The following is a 15867-nucleotide window of genomic DNA, read 5'->3' on the forward strand; positions in this document are numbered from 1 at the left end:
AACTGCTCCACCCCGCGGCACTCCTCCAGGTTAGCGCGCGGAGGTCGGAAGATCGAATCGAGGCGGCTGCTTGGCGCGCCGCCGCTCGCTCACGATGAAGACGATGAGCAAGATGAGCCCGGTCGCGATGACGAGATAGGTGCTCAGCGATGCCACGATGGCCAGAGGATTGCCGTGCGCGGGGTGCGCGCCGAAGAGGAAGAGCGTCGGGTCAGTCGAGGCGTGCAACAAGATGGGCCAGATCAGCCGACCGGTGAGTCGCAGTGCGAGGTACATGATAATGCCGAAGCAGAAGGTATAGAGCACCTGCAGCGCGGTCGTCGCGAGACCCTGGTCGGTCGTGAAGAAATTGCCTGCGTGCAATGCGCCGAAGACTGCGGCGGAGACGAGTGCCACCGCGATCTCGCCGTGACCGGCCTTCCGCATGAGGTTCACCACCAACCCTCGTGTCAGTACCTCTTCGGCGAATCCGATGCACAGGCCGGTGAGTAACCAGGTCGCGATGAGCACCCCGCCCGCTGACGAGTAGTCGAGTGCGCCGAACGCGCTCGCGTTGATCGCCAGCACGACGCCGATGCCGATCCACATCCATCCGCGTCCGCGAACCGGCTGCGGCCCGAAGAGCTCGCGCAGCCACCCGAGCGAACCGGCGAATGCCACGAGCACGATCGAGCCGAGCACGATCGGCAGTGCAGTGTCGATGAGCACATCCGCGGGGCTGCCGGCTGCGCCGCGTACTGCGCCGCCTGCGGGGAAGATCTGCACGACGACGAGCGACAGCAGTTGGTAGACCGCGTAGTAAGCAGCGGCCAGCACGATCGCGCGCCACCAGTCGCCCCGCTCCCAGAAGCGGCGCCAGGCCGAGGGGGCTGCGGTGAGGGCGTGCTCGGCCTCGTGCATGCGGCGACTCCAGTCTCCAGGATCCTGCGGCCAACGATATCGTGCGCGGCACCCCAGCTGTCCCCTGCCCAGGGGACAATCGCAAATGCGTGCTTCCTCAGGCACCGGGCGCTGGCCGAGAATGGCACGTGTCGAGGCCGACGTGCCCCCACGTGCACCCCCTGCACTCCTCATCGTCGCCTCGACCCGCGCCCCCTCGGACGACGTTCCGCGGGGGCGCACTGTGCTCCCCGGCGGTATACGGCATGGGGGCGCGGGCGAGCCGAAGCCCGCCCGCGCCCCCGTGGGCTCCTGCTCCGCGCTTACGTGACGCGGCGACGGCGCAGCAGCAGCGCACCGCCCGCGACGAGCAGCGCGAGGGCTCCGGCGATCCAGCCGGTGAGCGCGCCAGCGCCCGTGCGAGCGAGATCGTTCACGCCCGGGGTACCGGGGTGCGCCGGATCACCCGGGCCCGCAGCAGGGTCGGCAGCTGAGGTTGCTTCCGCACCCGAGGCATTCGCGTCCGCGCTCGCGTCAGATCCAGCATCAGCGCCGTTCGCGTCGCCTGACGTATCGCTGTCGGCGGTGGCCCCGGTACCCGAGTCGCCCTCGTTGGTGGTCGGGTTCACGACGACACCGGCATCCCAGGTGGGATCGATGCCCTCGGTGGCACGCACGTCGGCCCACTCGTACTCGTGGGTGAGACGCGTGTTGTCGGGGCCGAGCACGATGGTGCCGGTGCGGCCGGTGAGCGGATCGGCATCCGAATCGATCGCGTCGTCATCCCCGGCATCCTGACGGGTGAACGAGTAGATCTTCGCCTGCTCCGGGGTCAGCGTGAACTGCACCTGGTACTCGCCCGCGGGCAACTCGTCGAACAGGTACCGACCGCGGGCATCGGTGGTGGTTGTCGCAATGACTTCGCCGTCGCGGATCAGCTCGACGGTCACGCCGGGCAGCACCTGCTCGTCGCCGTCCTGCTGCCCATTGCGGTTCGCGTCGATCCAGACGACATCGCCGATGGCGTAGCTGCGCTCGGGCTCGATGACGGGCTCCGGAGTGTTGGGGAGCGCCACCTGTTCGGATGAGCCGTCGGTACCCACGGTGATCCGGCGCAGCTCGTCACTCAGTACGTAGCCGGCGGGCGCGACGTCTTCGCGCAGCCAATACGTGCCGGGCTGCTTCACCAGCGGCGAAGTGCCGTCTGCGGCGACGATGCGGCCATCGACGAGGTGCAGCTCGCTCAGCACGACGGTCGTCTCGTCTGCGGCGAGCACCGAGAACCGTGCGTCGGGGTCGGAGACCACGGCCTCGGCGTCGGTGCTGTCACGCTTGACGAGGTCGAGCGGGTACCCATCAGACGGGGTGATCGTCGCGCTGGTGGATCCGATGACGTTCGTGATGCCCACGTTCGCCGCGAAGTCGGTCACGTGCACCTTGAAGTACAGGCTCACGGTCTGCCCGCTGGTCAGCTTGCCCTTCTGCAGGGTGACCGAGTCGTTCTCGGCGTTGTAGGTCGCCGTGATGTTCGAGTCGGGGATGCGGTAGGTGTCGTTCGCCGCAACGGTCCCGTTTGCCACGTCACCCGGGGCGACGAACCCGACGAACTCGACGCCCTCGGGCAGCACGTCGACGACGTCTTCGATCATCGTCGTGAAGCTGCCGTGCGGCATCAGCTCGACGCGGTAGACGAAGTCGCTCGTGAGGAGGTTGCCCTCGGCGTCGGTGTCGACGCGCAGGTTCGTCGTGTAGCTGTCGGTGGCGGCATCGTAGACGCGCTTGCGCACCTCCATCTCGTTGCCGAAGCTGGTGGCCTCGGCGGTCGTGTGCGAGGTGTAGACGATCTCGGATGACGCGCCCTCGTAGCGTGCGTTGTTCGTGATGTCGAGCGTCTGCTTGCCGTTAAGGGCGTGCGTCGGCAGCGTCACCTCGATGTTCCAGGCCTTCGTGAACGGGCCCTCGGCGCCGCCCCACGCCGCGTTCTGTGGGAACGCGGCGTTCGGAGTGATGATGAGGTTGCCGGCCTCGTCGATCGTGAGATCGAATGTGCTGCCGTCGAGCGGGTAGTTCGAGTCGTAGCGGCCGGTGATCGACGCGCGGATCTGGTCGAGCGTTTCAGCCGTGACGTCGAACACGTCGTGGTCGATCGGATCGATGATGCGCGAGTGCGCGGCATCGCCGACGTTATTGCCCACGGAGAACGTGAACGGGATCTGCGCGACGCCGCCCGGGGTCACCGAGGTGGTTGCATTCTGCACGCGCTTACTGAACTTGCTGGAATCATCGACGCCGCCAGTCGTATCCTTCGGCACGGTGATGGTCGTCGTTGCATCCTTGCCCTCGTATTTCTTCCACGAGGAGTCGGTGCCGAAGATGAAGTAGGCGTTGTTCTGCACACGGTACTGCGATTCGTACTGGTTCTGCGAGCTGCTCGAACCGGGCAGATCGGTAATGGTCGCGTTCGCCATGACCGTGTACTTCTTCGAAGTATCCTTGCCGAGGTTCAGATACAGGGTGTTGCCGTCGATGAAGTACTGATGCACGTACGCGTCGGCGGCCATCTCGACCTCGAGGTTGCCGGTGACGTCGGTCGCGCGCGTGACTGCGACGGCATCGCCGTTCTGGTCAACGACGGTGAGGAAGTTCGCGTCATTGAGGTTCCAGGCCGCCTGAGCAGGCAGCGGGTCACGCACGACTACGTTGCGGGTGAGCTCGAAGGTCGGGTCCGAGACGTTCTGGAAGACCGTGAGGTCAGCGCCGAGCGTGTACGTCACGTCGATGCCGCCGGCGATCTCCGTGCCTGCCCCCTGCGTCGTGCCGAGCTGCTGAGTGGTCGTGTCGACGCGCTTCGAGAACGCGGTGCCGGTGCCCGGCTTGGTGAGGCCGGCGCGGCTGCCCGAGAACTTGGTCGTGGCCGAGTGCTGCTGACCGTTCACGTCGACGGTGTTCGTCAGCGACACGGAGTAGCCGCCGCCGTTCACCGGGTTGACGGCGTCGTACTTCGCCTGCAGCTCCTCGCGGATCGCATCGAGTGCGGCGATGTCGGTGATGGTCGCGCGGTACTGGAAGGTGTAGACCGAGTTCGCCTCGGCATCGAACGTCGCGGTGAACGAGGCGCCCGAGATCGCGGGAAGCGAGGTCACGGGTGTGGTCTGCGGGTGCAGGCCATCGGTGTCGCGCACGACCTTCGAGCCGGTCAGCGAGTTCGCGACGTAGGTGAGCCCGGTTCCCAGCGTGTCGGTAAGGGCGACGCTGCGTGCATCGGTGCTCGAAACGGTCACAGTATAGGGAATCTCGGTGCCAATCACACTCTCGTCGATAACGACGCGGCCGTCGACGATCGAGTGGGGCAGTGAACCGCGCGACGTCGACTTGTTCGACCCCGTGCCGGTGGCCTGAGGTTGCTCGCCGGGCTTCGTCACGATGACGCGCTGGGTCGTCGATTCGCCGCCCGCCGACCAGACGAGGTCGCGCGAACCCGACGTCTCGATTTCGGTGAAAGTGAGCTGCAGATCGAGATAGCCCTGGCTGACGTCGCCGGGGAACGGATCGGCGAACGTGATGACGAGCTCGCCCTGCCCGTTCACCTCGAGCGACCGCACGGCAGTGTTGCCCGCGGGGACCGTGAGCGCGCCCTGCGGGATCGTCACGCCTTTGGGCAGCTGCACGGCAACCACGGCGCCGTCGTCCATGCTGCCGTAGCCGATCTGGAAGGGGTAACTCTGCCCCTCGACCAGCACCGGCGTGCCGTTGAAGTTACCGCTTCCGTCGACCGGAAGGATCGTCACTTTGCCCCCGGCGGCAAAGGCCGGGGCGCTGAGGCCTCCGAGCGCCAGCAGTGCGACGAGCAGGCCCGTCAACACTTGCACCAGTGTTCGTGCGCGACCCATTCTCGCGACTCTTTCTGTCATTTTCGCCCTCCCCAGGCATGAAAAAAGAGGGCACGCGAAAATACCGCGCACCCCCCAGTGCCGACGCTGCTCATTCAGCGCCTCCGAACGTGGATGATGTCCACGAATCCGCAAACTAGTTTAGTTTCTGAATAAATGTGCATGCAAATCTATCGGCGGAGTGACCCCCAATGCGGGGCCACCGCGCGGCGGTTTCGCGCTCAGCGGAGGTGCAGCCCGCACCGGCGCGCCGCTCAGGCTGCGGGCGTACGCTGCGCCGTGGGCGCGCACCGGGCGACGCCCGCGAAAGGGGATCCCATGAGCATCGTCTACACCGCAGAAGCCCTCGCCACCGGCGACGGACGCAACGGCCACGTCAAGACCGTCGACGGCTTCGTCGACACCGACGTGCGCGTACCCGAATCGATGGGTGGCCCGGGTGGCGCCCCCAACCCCGAAGCGCTGTTCGCTGCCGGCTACGCAACTTGCTTCCACGGTGCCCTGCAGGCGGTCGCGCGGGCGCAGAAGATCGACATCGCCGATTCGAGCGTCGGATCGCGCGTGCACCTCAGCGGCGGCGTCGACGGCGGATTCGAGTTGTCGGTCGAACTCGAGGTGATCCTGCCCACGCTCGATCATGACCAGGCCCAGCAGCTCGCCGACGCAGCCCACCAGGTGTGCCCGTACTCGAACGCGACCCGCGGCAACATCGACGTGAAGATCACCGCCTCCGACGACTGAGCGCCGACCACCGGTCGCGCTGCGCGCCGTCGGCGTCGCTATCGTGCGGTATCGATGGCGCGCAGCGCTGCGGCCCCGGTCGCGAGTTCGTCGCGCGCCTCGGGGTGCGCAGCGTACCAACGGATCGCCTCCGCCACGATCGCCGGGTCGCTGCCGATGTGGTGGGTGTCGATGATGATCGGGCCGCCATCGCGGTTCACGATCGTGAGTTTCGGGCCGTGGGGGCCGAACGCGCCGGCGCTCTCGATCGCATCCCACGGCAGATCGAAGCGCCGCGCGCCGCGCACACCGCGAATTCCCGCCGCATCGAGCTGCAGTCCGAGCGGCGTGCGCAGGCCCCAGAGTTGGCGCAGCAGTGAGACCGCCCCGAGCACGATCAGCGCGTATGGCAACACCTGAGTCAGCCGGGTGCTGCCGATCTGATTCGGAAGTCCGAGCGCCGTGACGAGCAGCAGCGTCGCCCCAGGGATCATGAACGCGATGGAGACAGCGGCGAAGGCCAGCGGAATCGATAGCGGCGGCACGAAACGCAACGATCCGGTGTCAGCGACCCGCACGACGCCCGTGGAGAGGGCACGCGTCCAGATCAACAGCGCCGTCACGAGCACCAGAGCGGCCAGCGCGAGCGACGCCATGAAGAGCCGGAAACCTGAGCGGTCATCGGCGAGCGCCACGAGTGCCGGGACCGCGGGCAACAGGTACAGCGCCCAGATGATCGGCGAGGGCTCGCGGCCGTTCGGCAGCACCGAGCGGCGGTGCGTCGGCACCTGGGGTGCGTAGAGTCGGGATCGGGTCACGCCTTACCTCGCCAGCTGCGGGCCCTGCCAGGCCGTGGTTCCGTCATAGAGCCATCCGTCGATGGACTCGCGCACATCGAGTGGTACCCACGATTCCCACCCCCACTTCGCAGCGCTGCCGATCGCGATGCCGCCCACGACGACGCCACCGATTACCCAACCGACCGGGCCGCCGGCCGCAGCGATACCGGCGCCGACCGCGGCGCCCCCGCCGATACCGGCCCCGGCTTCCACGATGGCCGATGAACCGGATTCACCGCTCGCGATATCGTCGGCCACCGAGATGATTTCGATGACATTGCCTGCGATAGGAATGAGCTTGCTGACGCGCGAGACGCCGTGGATATCGTCGAGCAGATCGGCGACGCCCTCCCTGATGGCGCGCGGGTTGGCCGCTTCGGCCGCGGCCTTCACCCCCGGGTGACCCGATCGCAGGCCCCGAGTGAAATCGTCGGCATCCTGCTGCATCTGCTGTGCGACGCCGCGGTAGTCGGCCAGATCACGGCGAACGCGCTCGTCGGCAGCAGTAAGCGCCGTCGAGACGAGGTCGGAGTTGCCGAATTCGAGTTCGTCGAACGTCGCGCCGAGCGACGCGAACCCCTCGACGTCGGCGATGAGCGGTGCCATGTGCTCGGCGATCCACGCTTCGAGATCGCCCCACCACGTACCGACGCGTTCTGCGAGGTCGTTGTAGGTGCGCACCCGAGACATGTGCGCGTCCCACTCCGGATCCTCACCGGGCACCGAACACACCTGAGCCGAAGACGTCGGCTGCAGCACCTTCTTGCCGTAGACCACGAGATCGCGCTCCCGGCACTGCTCGAGATACCCGTCGAAATCGCGCACCCCGCGCTCAAGACGTGTCGCGTAGGCGTGGAACACGTCGGCGGCATCGCCGAGGTAGCTCGGCACTGAGTTGCTGTGGTTCCGCACCGCGGTCGTCGTGCGCTGAAACGCGTTGCCGGCCTGACCGACCATGTACATCTGCGCGTCGCTCGCGATGTAGGCCAACTCAAGGTCGAGGTCGACGAGCCCGTCTTTCATCGCATCGAGCCGCTCCGCGAGCGTATGGATGGCCGCGGGGTCTCCGGGAATGGCGAGATCGATGCTCATCAGTCGGTGAGTTCCGCTTCGAGATCGCGCAGCTCATCAGCGATCTCCACATCGGTATTGTCCATGTCGTCGATCACGTCGATGGCGATGACGCTGAGCGCCCGCGCGGTGTCGGCGGTGAGGCCCGCGGCTTCGACGCCCGCCGAGGTGATGAACGCGATGAACGTCGAGGCGATGCCGCCATCGGGCGCATCAGGCAGCCGGCCAATGGCAGCATCCGCGGTGTCGACGCGGTCAATCACCTCGTTGAGGCGACGCTCCATATTGACGCGGTCAATGGAGATCTCGGTCATGCGATGCGCTTTCCGCGCCGCTGATCGGGTGGCACGACGAGGTCGAACGCGACCACGTCGAAGGGCTGGGCCTGCTTGATCCGTTCGAGCTGTTCGATCGGCAGCAGCACCCACGGTTGGTCGTCGCCGCAATTCGTCGCGAGTCGATCGAGGGCCGTGTACGCGAGCAGACCGTCTCGGCCGTCGGTGAGGCGTCGCACCACGAACTGCTGTTGCGCGGGGTCGGCGCCCGGAACGACCGGGAAGTAGAGAACGGGCGGCACGATCGTGCGGGGACTCAACGCGGTACTCCTCCGAGATTTCGAGTAGGGTCATCGTCACTGTACTGCACGGAACTGAACCGCCCGCCGCCTGCGCGCCGACGCGCCCGCCGCCGAGACGCCGCGTCCCCAAGTCGGCGGCGCCGAAAGGCACTGAAGTCGCCGAGGCCCTCCCAAGTGCGCGCGCACATGGCAGGGGCTCGGCGACTTCAGAGGCGCTCGGTACCGCGGGCCCGGGGCGCCCCCCGCCTACCGGCGCTCGTAGCGGCGTGCGCCGCCCTTAATTCCCGCGAAGCGGAACGGTGCCTGGGTCACGCGCGCTGTCTCGACGTCGACGTTGCTCGGCAGCACAGTCGCGTGCAGCTCGCGGTACTCGGCGACGGTGAGCGGCACGCGCGCGTCGAGCACCGAGGTGAAGTGGTCGGATCGCTCGGCGGCTCCCGCCTGCACGACGCCGGTCAAGAACTCGCTGACGCTGCCCGAGCCGTAGCTGAACAGGCCGATGCGCTTGCCCGGCAGGCCCTGCTCGTGGTCGAGAATCGCGGCGAGGCCTGCGTAGACCGAGGCGGTGTACGCGTTGCCGATCCGGCGGTTGTAAATCGCGCCCTCGGCGAGACCCGAGTCACCCAGACCGCCCTCGCCCAGCTCGGCTGAGAGATGGGTGCTGAGTCGCGCCTGCGCCTTGCGCGCCATCTTCGTGTACGGCTGGTGGTAGACGAGGCGGTCGATTTCGGTGATCGCGGGGCCGCCGTGGGCGGCGAGGTCGTCCCACGCGCCGGCCATCGCGTCGAGGTACGCCTTGATTGAGAGGGCGCCGTCGACGATCGCGGTCGACGAGTCGTTGGGTCGCCAGAAGTCGTCGACATCGTCGGTGAAGAGGCCCGAAGCGGGTTCTATTTCGAGGAGCGCGGGGTCGGCGCCGATGATCATCGCGATGGCGCCGGCACCCTGCGTGGGCTCGCCAGGGGAGTCGAGCGCGTAGCGCGCCACGTCGCTCGCGATGACGAGCACGCGCTCGCCGGGGTTGCGCAGCACGATGCCGACGGCGGCCTGAATCGCGGCGGTGCCGCCGTAGCAAGCCTGCTTGATCTCGGCGACGCGCACCTGCGGGGGCAGCCCGAGCAGCTGGTGCACGTAGACGCCGGCGGCCTTCGAGTGGTCGATGCCCGACTCGGTCGCGAAGAGCAGCGTGCGCACGCCCTCGATGCCAGTGCGTTCGAGCACAGCTTGCGCGGCGGTCGCGCCCATGGTCACGATGTCTTCATCGGCGGCGGGCACGCTGAACTCGTCTTGCCCGAGCCCGATGCGGTACTTCGCCGGGTCGACGCCGGCGTACTCGGCGAGCACGCCGAGGTCGAGCACGTGGTGCGCGGTCGCCAGTTCGAGGTCGTGGATTCCGATGGAGGTCATGCGCTGGGCTTCCCCTTCCGCTCGATGCGCAGATGCGCGGCCATGAGTTCGCCCGGGTTGGTCTGCGCAGCGATGAGCGACAGCTCGCCGCAGAGCACGGTCGCCGCGATGAGTTCGGCGAGGCGGCGGGCGTTCTCACCCGGCTCGCGCTCTTCGCGGCAGCCGATGCGCTCGAGCGCCTCTTCAATGTGGGGCAGGTGCTTGCCGTTGCCGACGGTGCCGACGATGAGGTGCGGCACGGTGCACGAGAAGTACAGGCCGTCTTCGCGGTTCTCGGCGTAGGTGATGCCCTGCGATCCCTCGACGATGTTCGCGGCGTCCTGGCCCGTCGCCAGATAGAAGCCGAGCAGCATGTTGGCGTAGTGCGCGTTCGCGGAGCGGATCGCCCCGGCGATCGTGCTGCCGACGAAGTTCTTGCGCACGACGAGGTCGGTGATGCGCTGGGCATCGCTGCGCAGCATCTTGCGCACGAGCTCGTGCGGGATCAGAATCTCCGCGACGACGCTGCGCCCGCGGCCCAGCACCCCGTTGACCGCCGTGGCCTTCTTGTCGGAGCAGTAGTTGCCCGAGATCGACCCGTACTCGATGGGGAGGCCCCACGAGAGAATGCGCGCCATGAGCGCGTCGGCGGCGTTCGTCACCATGTTGTGTCCCGACGCGTCGCCGGTAGTGAATGCGAACCGCACGAAGAGCAGGTTGCCCACGATCTCGGAGTGCGCCTCGAGCAGCTTGGCGTGGCGGCTGCCCTCGGAGACGACCTCGCGCAGTTCGTCGAGGCGATCCTCGATCGCCTGTGCCGCGATCTGCGCGTCGACCGCGCCCGCTGCGGTGAACTGCACCGAACGGGTCATACGCTCACCCGTGACGATGGTGCGGATGCCGCCCTCGATGGCGCGCGAGACGCGGGCACCGCGGCCGACCGACGGCCACAGCGGGGTCTCGTAGGTCGCGAGGGGCACGGAGATCTCGCCGGAGACGGCGGAACCGGTGATGCGGATCGGGCCCACCCAGCTGGTGGGGATCTCGGTGACGGTTTCCCGTGCGGACGATGCGGCGCTCATGGCTTCCTTCGTGAGAGTGGGGTAACGGTCGGCGCGAGGCCGAACCAGCGGGAACGTGTCATGCGCGGTGCGCCTCTGAGCGCTGCGCGAGCCCGCTCAGATCAACGCCGCGGTCGGCGCAGAATTCCCGGAGGCGTCCGCGCAAAATGAGGTCGGTGTGCAGCAGTTCGTCGCGCGTGACCGCTCCGAGCAGCGCGTAGACGGCGCGGGTGCGCGCCTGCCAGTCGGTGATGAGGGCGATGAGGCGCGCGGCGCCGCCCGGCTCGCCGTCGTGGCCGATCGCTGCGAGGAACGCGCCGGCAACGCCGACCGCCTGGGCACCGGCCGCGAGAGCCTTCACCACGTCGAACGGCGAACGCACGCCGCCCGACGCGAGCAGCGTGGGGGCGGAACGCGGAGCATCGAGCAGGCTGGCGAGCGCCGACTGCCCGAACCCGGCGAGCATCGCGTACTCTCCGGCCGAGCGGCGCGCATTCTCGATCTTCAAGAAGTCGGTGCCGCCGCGGCCGCCGACGTCGGCGATCCCGACCCCGATCTCCGACAGGTGTCGCAGCGCCGAACGGCTGAGACCGAACCCGACCTCCTTGACGATGACGGGCACCGGCGAGGCTGCGGCGAGTTGCTCGACCGAGGTGAGCCACGACGAGAAGTCGCGCGATCCCTCGGGCATCGCCGTCTCTTGCACCGCGTTGACGTGCACCTGCAGCGCGTTCGCGCCGAGCAGTTCGACGGCGCGCGGGGCATCTGAGGCGGGTCGACCGACGCCGACATTCGCCATCACGAACCCGTCGGGGTTCTCTTCGCGGATCACCGCGAATCCGCGGGCGGCAGCCGGATCATCGAGCGCCACCGAGACCGACCCGCAGGCCATGGGCAGCCCCGTCTCGCGCGCCGCGATGGCGAGCTCCCGGTTGATGCGGGTGGTTCGCTCAGTGCCGCCGGTCATGCCGTTGACGTAGAAAGGGGTCTCCCAGTGCCACTCCCCGGCGGCGTACTGCGCGCCCGCGGCGTAGGCGATGCTGACGCCGAGATCGACGCGGTCGGTGTCGACACCGTCGAGTGCCTGGTGCACAAAGTCGAGGTCGTCGAACTCGTTGTGGCCCGAGGCGTCGCGGCGCTGGTCGAGGGCGAGGTCGACGTGCTCGTCTTTGCGGGCGGCGCGGGCGCTGTCGCTGGCGAAGACGGGTGCCGCGGAGGTTACGGAGGGCTCCGACGGGGCAGTCGCCGCGGTCGAGGCGTCGTTAGAAGTCACTGACGCCTCCTGACGCGGGGTGCGGCGCGAGGCTCAGGCGACGAATGTCGTTCGCCTCCCACTCGCGCAAGATCGGGTCGGTCGCGAGATCCGCCCCTGCGAGCACGATACCGCAGTCGCCTCCGCCGGCACCCGACGGCTTGGCGGAGGCGCCATACCGCTCGGAAATGTCGCACAGTGCCTGCAGCTGCGGAGTCTCGATGGTGATGCCCGACGAGGCACTGAGACGCTGGAGTACGCGACGTGCACGGCCGATGACCTCGGGGGCACCGGTGCCCTGATGCTCGAAGGCGGTGACGAGCGCGTCGACGCAGGCACGACTGTCGTCGATGAACGCGGGGTAGGGCTGCAGCTTCTTGCGGGCGTCGGTGGTGCGCACCTGCTCGACGAGGCGCTCGGTCGATGCGGGCGACCCGGTCCAGCCGACGAGCAATTGGAGCGCGTCGGGGTTGGGCAGTCGCTGCACGCCGCTGCCCGCCCACTCGCCGGTGGCTGCGATCGTCGCGGCGACGCCGTGCACGGAGCGGTGCACGCGCAGGGCGCCGCGGTCGGGCGACGCGTAGCGGATCCACCCGCCGAACGTGCTTGCCGCCAGGTCGCCGCCCGAGGCCGTCGGGGCGACCTCGATCGTGGCGAGCAGCGCGAGCTTGAATCGCTCGGTGCGCGTGAGGTCGAGGCCGTAGAACTCGTCGAGCGCGGCGACGACGGCGACGGTGACGGCCGCCGACGAGCCGAGGCCGAACTTGCGACCGCTGACGTCGTCGAGCTCGCTGCCAATGTCAAGGTCGTAGTAGCGCGGCGCGAGCCCCAGCTCGGAGCGCAGCTGCTCGACGGCGGTGATCGCGGCGAAGACGTAGTCGTACGGCTGGTGCTCGAGCACGATGCGGTCGCTCGCGTCGTCGCGCACCCAGACGAGCGGCGAGCGGCCGTAGGCGCTGGATCGCACGCGCCCGACCTCGGAACCCTCGGTGAGCTGCACCGTGATGTAGCGGTCGACTGCGACGATCACGGCGGGCTGGCCGGGGTCGACCACCGCGTATTCGCCGGCGATGTAGAGCTTGCCGGGCGCGCGCTGCACGATCACGCGTCGGCTCCAGCCACCGGCCCGTCGACGGGCGCATCGATGATCTCGGCGCCCGCGCCGGGGCCCACGAGACGCACCGAGCCGAAGCCCTCCAGTGCGTCACGCAGCGCTTCCGCCTGCTCCGGGCGCACGATCACGGCGACATTCGGGCCGGCGTCGGCGGTCGCGTACGCCTCGACGCCCTGCTCGCGCAGCGCGGCGACCGCGTCGAAGATCGCGACGCTGGTCGGTGCGAGGTAGCGAATGGGCGGGTCGCACGACTGGATCACGGCGTGCATGCGCAGTGCGTGCGACTCGGTGATGCGGCCGACCCGGGTGAAATCGGCGGCGGCGCAGGCCTCGAGCATCGCGGCGAGCGACTCCTCGGTCGACGAGATCCAGGCGGGGAAGAAGGGCGAGGTGAGCGCGGTGCGTCGCATGGCCGCGCGGCTCGAAACGGCCTTCTGCGCAGTGTCGACGGTGACGATCACCATGCGCATGTCGGGGCCGGTGACGGGCTCCGCATACGAGTGCGTGTCGTCGCCCGCGTGCCAGACGGCGAGGCCCTCGACGAGGCTGCGCGACGCCGACCCCGAGCCGCGGCGTGCCAGGCGGCTCAGATCGCGGCGGTCGAGGTCGAGCCCGTAGGCGCGGGCCGCGGCGGTCGCGAGGGCGGCGAAGCCCGACGCCGACGAGGCGAGCCCGGCGCCCGTGGGTGCCTCGTTCGTCGAGGTGACGACTGCGCGCGTCTCGACGCCGGCGAGCTCGCGCACGCGAGCGAGAAAACGGGTGACGCGGTCGGCCGCATTGCCGGTCTGCACGGTGCCGTTCAGGGTGAACGCGTCGGCGTCGAGCGAGTCGTCGAGCGTGACCGTGGTGGTCGTCGGAAACGCATCGAGCGTGAGCGACAGGCTGCCGGCGACCGGCAGAATCAGATCTTCATCGTGCTTGCCCCAGTACTTCACCAGGGCGATGTTCGGGAACGCGCGAGCGGTTGCGGTCGTCATGCGGCGGGAACCTCCACGGTCCAGGTGCGTTCGGCACCGGCAGCGCGCATCGCGTCGCCGATCTGTGCGGCGTGATCGAGGGAATCGGCGACGGCGATGACGCAGCCGCCGAGACCGCCACCGGTGAGCTTCGCGCCGGCGGAGCCGATGGAGCGGGCCGCGGTGACGATGGAGTCGAGGCGCTCGGAGCTCACGCCGACGTCGTGCAGGATCGCGTGCGCCTCGCTCATCGCGGCCCCGATGGCGGCGCGATCTCCGGAGGCAATCGTGTCGATCGACTGCTCCGCGATCTCGGCGAGGCGCGAGAGCAGCGCGTCGGTCGACTCGGGCTCGCGCTCGCGCAGCTCGCGGACAGACCCCACGGCCTTCGCCGTCGACCCGGGGTGGCCGGAATCGGCGAACGCGAGAATCAGCGGGGCGCCCACGCGAATCGGGGCGACCGCGCCGCGATTGAAGCGGATCGCGCCGGTGGCGGCGACCGTGCGGGCGTCGATGCCACTCGGGGTGCCGTGCGCGACGCGTTCGGCGGTCTGAATGAGATCGAACAGCGTCTCGCTGTCGAGCTCCGTGCCCGCGAGATCGAATGCTGCACGAGCGATCGCCGCGGCGACAGCGGCACTCGAGCCGACGCCGCGCTCGTGCGGGATCGTGCTGGTGATGGTCACGGTCACGCCGGTGGGTTCGTCGGGCGAGCCCGCGGCGAGCCCCGCGAGACCGGCGCGCTCGAGCGAGGCACGGATCGCGGTGACAACGGGAGCGAGCCGCGCGGGCGCATCTTCGACGGTGCCGGTGTAGAGCGAACTGATGATCCGGAGCCCCGGAGGGCCAGGCTCGATCACCGCCTCGGCGGTGAGACTGTCGACCGGGATCGCGATGGCCGGGGCGCCGTAGACGACGGCGTGCTCGCCGAACAGAATTGCTTTGGCGTGCGAGGCGCCGACCCCGCGGCGCACTTCCTCCTGCGGAGTCGGGGTCGCCGCAGCGACGCGCGATTCCGCGTGTGGAGTTCGGGACATTCGGATCCGTTCGGTCGGCTCCCGGAGCGTGGACGGCTGCCGGGCACACGTGAAGAGGGCCGGACTTCTCCGTCCCTCATTACGTCAGATCTCTTAGGGTATGCCGATCCGCCTGAAGATGCGACCCGGGGTGGCGGCCCAACTTCTGGCCGCCACCCCGGAAACTCCCGATCGCTTCGAAAATTCGACCCGAAATCAGCTGTCGGCGGAAGGTGCGGGGTTGATTACGCGGCCCCAGGTGCTCTTGTTGCCCCAGATGTTCTGGCGCAGGCCCTCAAGCTGCAGCGCCTGGCTGTGGTCGACGAAGAGGTTCACCTCGTTGCCGTAGTTCTTGATGTACCACTCGAAGACCGGGCCATCTGCGGCCTCGAACATCACGTTCTCAAGCCCGAGGCCGTTGATGATCGACGCGGCCGCGCCCGTGTTCCACTCGCGCACGTTCTCGGTGATGCCCTCGGACTCGATCATGATGATCGATGCGCCCGCGTCGAGCGCGCGCTGCCCGCGGTCGATGAGGTCGCCGATGTCCTTCTTGCTCTCGCCGGCCAGCTCGGCTTCGCTCGAATCGCCGCCCGATCCGATCTGAATGCCGAGCTCTGGCTTCGCCTTCAGGCCGGCCTTCACGACCTTGTCGACGAGGCGCAGTAGGCCCGACGTGTTCAGCATGATGAAGCCGGTCGAGATCTCGATAACGTCGAACCCGACCTCTTTCGCCTCCTTGAGGTAGTGGTCGACCGCGTCATCGCCGTAGCGCAGCACGGTCTCGATCCAGCCGCCCGACGACACGTACGAACCGTGCTCGTGGGCGATCTCGCTGAACTTGCGCACCTGCTCCTGGGGCAGCAGCGCGAAGGATCCGCCCGCCCACTTGATGCCGTCGACCCACTGGCCGGCGACGTCGAACACATCCTGCAGGTGGCGGGTGCCGAAGGTGTCGTAGTACGGGGCGCGGATCTCGGTGATGCCGAACGTGCGCGGCTTCGCCGGGCGGTAGGCGCGGGGAACGAAGTTGAAGGAGACGTCGTGGGGAACTGTGGTGCTCATGGTGAGCTCCTTTCGTGCGGTGGTGCGGTTGATGCGGGGTG

At 68.5% G+C, this 15867-nt stretch carries 14 protein-coding genes; 1 reads left to right on the forward strand and 13 read right to left on the reverse strand.

Going from position 1 to position 15867, the window contains the following annotated elements; translation table 11 throughout:
• Positions 1-30: 30 nt before the first annotated feature.
• Positions 31-900, reverse strand: coding sequence for a CPBP family intramembrane glutamic endopeptidase (locus tag CH42_RS13675; protein ID WP_053353770.1), 870 nt, complete (start codon positions 898-900; stop codon positions 31-33).
• Between the two features lie 302 nt (positions 901-1202).
• A complete protein-coding gene (locus tag CH42_RS13680) occupies positions 1203-4769 on the reverse strand; it encodes an SdrD B-like domain-containing protein (protein WP_053353771.1) in 3567 nt (1188 codons plus the stop codon).
• Positions 4770-5087: 318 nt separating this feature from the next.
• Between CH42_RS13680 and CH42_RS13685 the strand changes: the two genes are divergently transcribed.
• The gene (locus tag CH42_RS13685) at positions 5088-5510 is read left to right on the forward strand and encodes an organic hydroperoxide resistance protein (RefSeq protein WP_053353772.1); all 423 of its coding nucleotides are present in this window, start codon (positions 5088-5090) and stop codon (positions 5508-5510) included.
• A 38-nt stretch (positions 5511-5548) separates the two neighbouring features.
• On the opposite strand, the gene CH42_RS13690 is transcribed toward CH42_RS13685, so the two are convergent.
• The 11 genes from CH42_RS13690 to CH42_RS13740 form a co-directional block, all read right to left on the reverse strand.
• On the reverse strand, positions 5549-6307 hold the full coding sequence (locus CH42_RS13690) for a hypothetical protein (RefSeq protein ID WP_053353773.1): 759 nt from the start codon (positions 6305-6307) through the stop codon (positions 5549-5551).
• A 3-nt stretch (positions 6308-6310) separates the two neighbouring features.
• Positions 6311-7420 (reverse strand): hypothetical protein, encoded by a 1110-nt coding sequence (locus tag CH42_RS13695; RefSeq protein ID WP_053353774.1) that lies wholly within the window; start codon positions 7418-7420, stop codon positions 6311-6313.
• Positions 7420-7713 carry a hypothetical protein gene (locus CH42_RS13700; protein ID WP_053353775.1) on the reverse strand — a complete coding sequence of 98 codons (294 nt, stop codon included), beginning with the start codon at positions 7711-7713 and terminating at the stop codon, positions 7420-7422. The genes CH42_RS13695 and CH42_RS13700 overlap by 1 nt, the downstream gene beginning before the upstream one ends.
• Positions 7710-7994 (reverse strand): SAV_915 family protein, encoded by a 285-nt coding sequence (locus tag CH42_RS13705; protein WP_053353776.1) that lies wholly within the window; start codon positions 7992-7994, stop codon positions 7710-7712. Before CH42_RS13705 ends, CH42_RS13700 begins: the two co-directional genes overlap by 4 nt.
• A 228-nt stretch (positions 7995-8222) precedes the next feature.
• On the reverse strand, positions 8223-9383 hold the full coding sequence (locus CH42_RS13710; RefSeq protein WP_053353777.1) for a hydroxymethylglutaryl-CoA synthase: 1161 nt from the start codon (positions 9381-9383) through the stop codon (positions 8223-8225).
• Entirely contained in the window at positions 9380-10444 is a 1065-nt protein-coding gene (locus tag CH42_RS13715; RefSeq protein WP_053353778.1) for a hydroxymethylglutaryl-CoA reductase, read from the reverse strand. Before CH42_RS13715 ends, CH42_RS13710 begins: the two co-directional genes overlap by 4 nt.
• 58 nt (positions 10445-10502) lie before the next feature.
• Entirely contained in the window at positions 10503-11696 is a 1194-nt protein-coding gene (gene fni, locus CH42_RS13720) for a type 2 isopentenyl-diphosphate Delta-isomerase (RefSeq protein ID WP_053353779.1), read from the reverse strand.
• Positions 11686-12780, reverse strand: a complete 1095-nt coding sequence (locus tag CH42_RS13725; protein WP_053353780.1) for a phosphomevalonate kinase — start codon at positions 12778-12780, stop codon at positions 11686-11688. Before CH42_RS13725 ends, fni begins: the two co-directional genes overlap by 11 nt.
• On the reverse strand, positions 12777-13766 hold the full coding sequence (gene mvaD / locus CH42_RS13730) for a diphosphomevalonate decarboxylase (protein ID WP_053353781.1): 990 nt from the start codon (positions 13764-13766) through the stop codon (positions 12777-12779). The genes CH42_RS13725 and mvaD overlap by 4 nt, the downstream gene beginning before the upstream one ends.
• Positions 13763-14782, reverse strand: a complete 1020-nt coding sequence (gene mvk, locus CH42_RS13735; protein WP_053353782.1) for a mevalonate kinase — start codon at positions 14780-14782, stop codon at positions 13763-13765. The genes mvaD and mvk overlap by 4 nt, the downstream gene beginning before the upstream one ends.
• Before the next feature lie 195 nt (positions 14783-14977).
• Positions 14978-15826, reverse strand: coding sequence for a phosphosulfolactate synthase (locus CH42_RS13740; protein ID WP_053353783.1), 849 nt, complete (start codon positions 15824-15826; stop codon positions 14978-14980).
• Between the last annotated feature and the right edge of the window lie 41 nt (positions 15827-15867).

Source organism: Leucobacter musarum subsp. musarum (assembly GCF_001273845.1).
GTDB classification, from domain to species: domain Bacteria; phylum Actinomycetota; class Actinomycetes; order Actinomycetales; family Microbacteriaceae; genus Leucobacter; species Leucobacter musarum.

Excerpts from the sequence above, each read along its gene's own strand:
- CH42_RS13675 (WP_053353770.1), bottom strand. The coding sequence starts at position 900 with ATGCACGAGGCCGAGCACGCCCTCACCGCAGCCCCCTCGGCCTGGCGC.
- CH42_RS13680 (WP_053353771.1), bottom strand. The coding sequence starts at position 4,769 with ATGGGTCGCGCACGAACACTGGTGCAAGTGTTGACGGGCCTGCTCGTC.
- CH42_RS13685 (WP_053353772.1), top strand. The coding sequence starts at position 5,088 with ATGAGCATCGTCTACACCGCAGAAGCCCTCGCCACCGGCGACGGACGC.
- CH42_RS13695 (WP_053353774.1), bottom strand. The coding sequence starts at position 7,420 with ATGAGCATCGATCTCGCCATTCCCGGAGACCCCGCGGCCATCCATACG.
- CH42_RS13700 (WP_053353775.1), bottom strand. The coding sequence starts at position 7,713 with ATGACCGAGATCTCCATTGACCGCGTCAATATGGAGCGTCGCCTCAAC.
- CH42_RS13710 (WP_053353777.1), bottom strand. The coding sequence starts at position 9,383 with ATGACCTCCATCGGAATCCACGACCTCGAACTGGCGACCGCGCACCAC.
- CH42_RS13715 (WP_053353778.1), bottom strand. The coding sequence starts at position 10,444 with ATGAGCGCCGCATCGTCCGCACGGGAAACCGTCACCGAGATCCCCACC.
- mvaD (WP_053353781.1), bottom strand. The coding sequence starts at position 13,766 with ATGACGACCGCAACCGCTCGCGCGTTCCCGAACATCGCCCTGGTGAAG.
- mvk (WP_053353782.1), bottom strand. The coding sequence starts at position 14,782 with ATGTCCCGAACTCCACACGCGGAATCGCGCGTCGCTGCGGCGACCCCG.
- CH42_RS13740 (WP_053353783.1), bottom strand. The coding sequence starts at position 15,826 with ATGAGCACCACAGTTCCCCACGACGTCTCCTTCAACTTCGTTCCCCGC.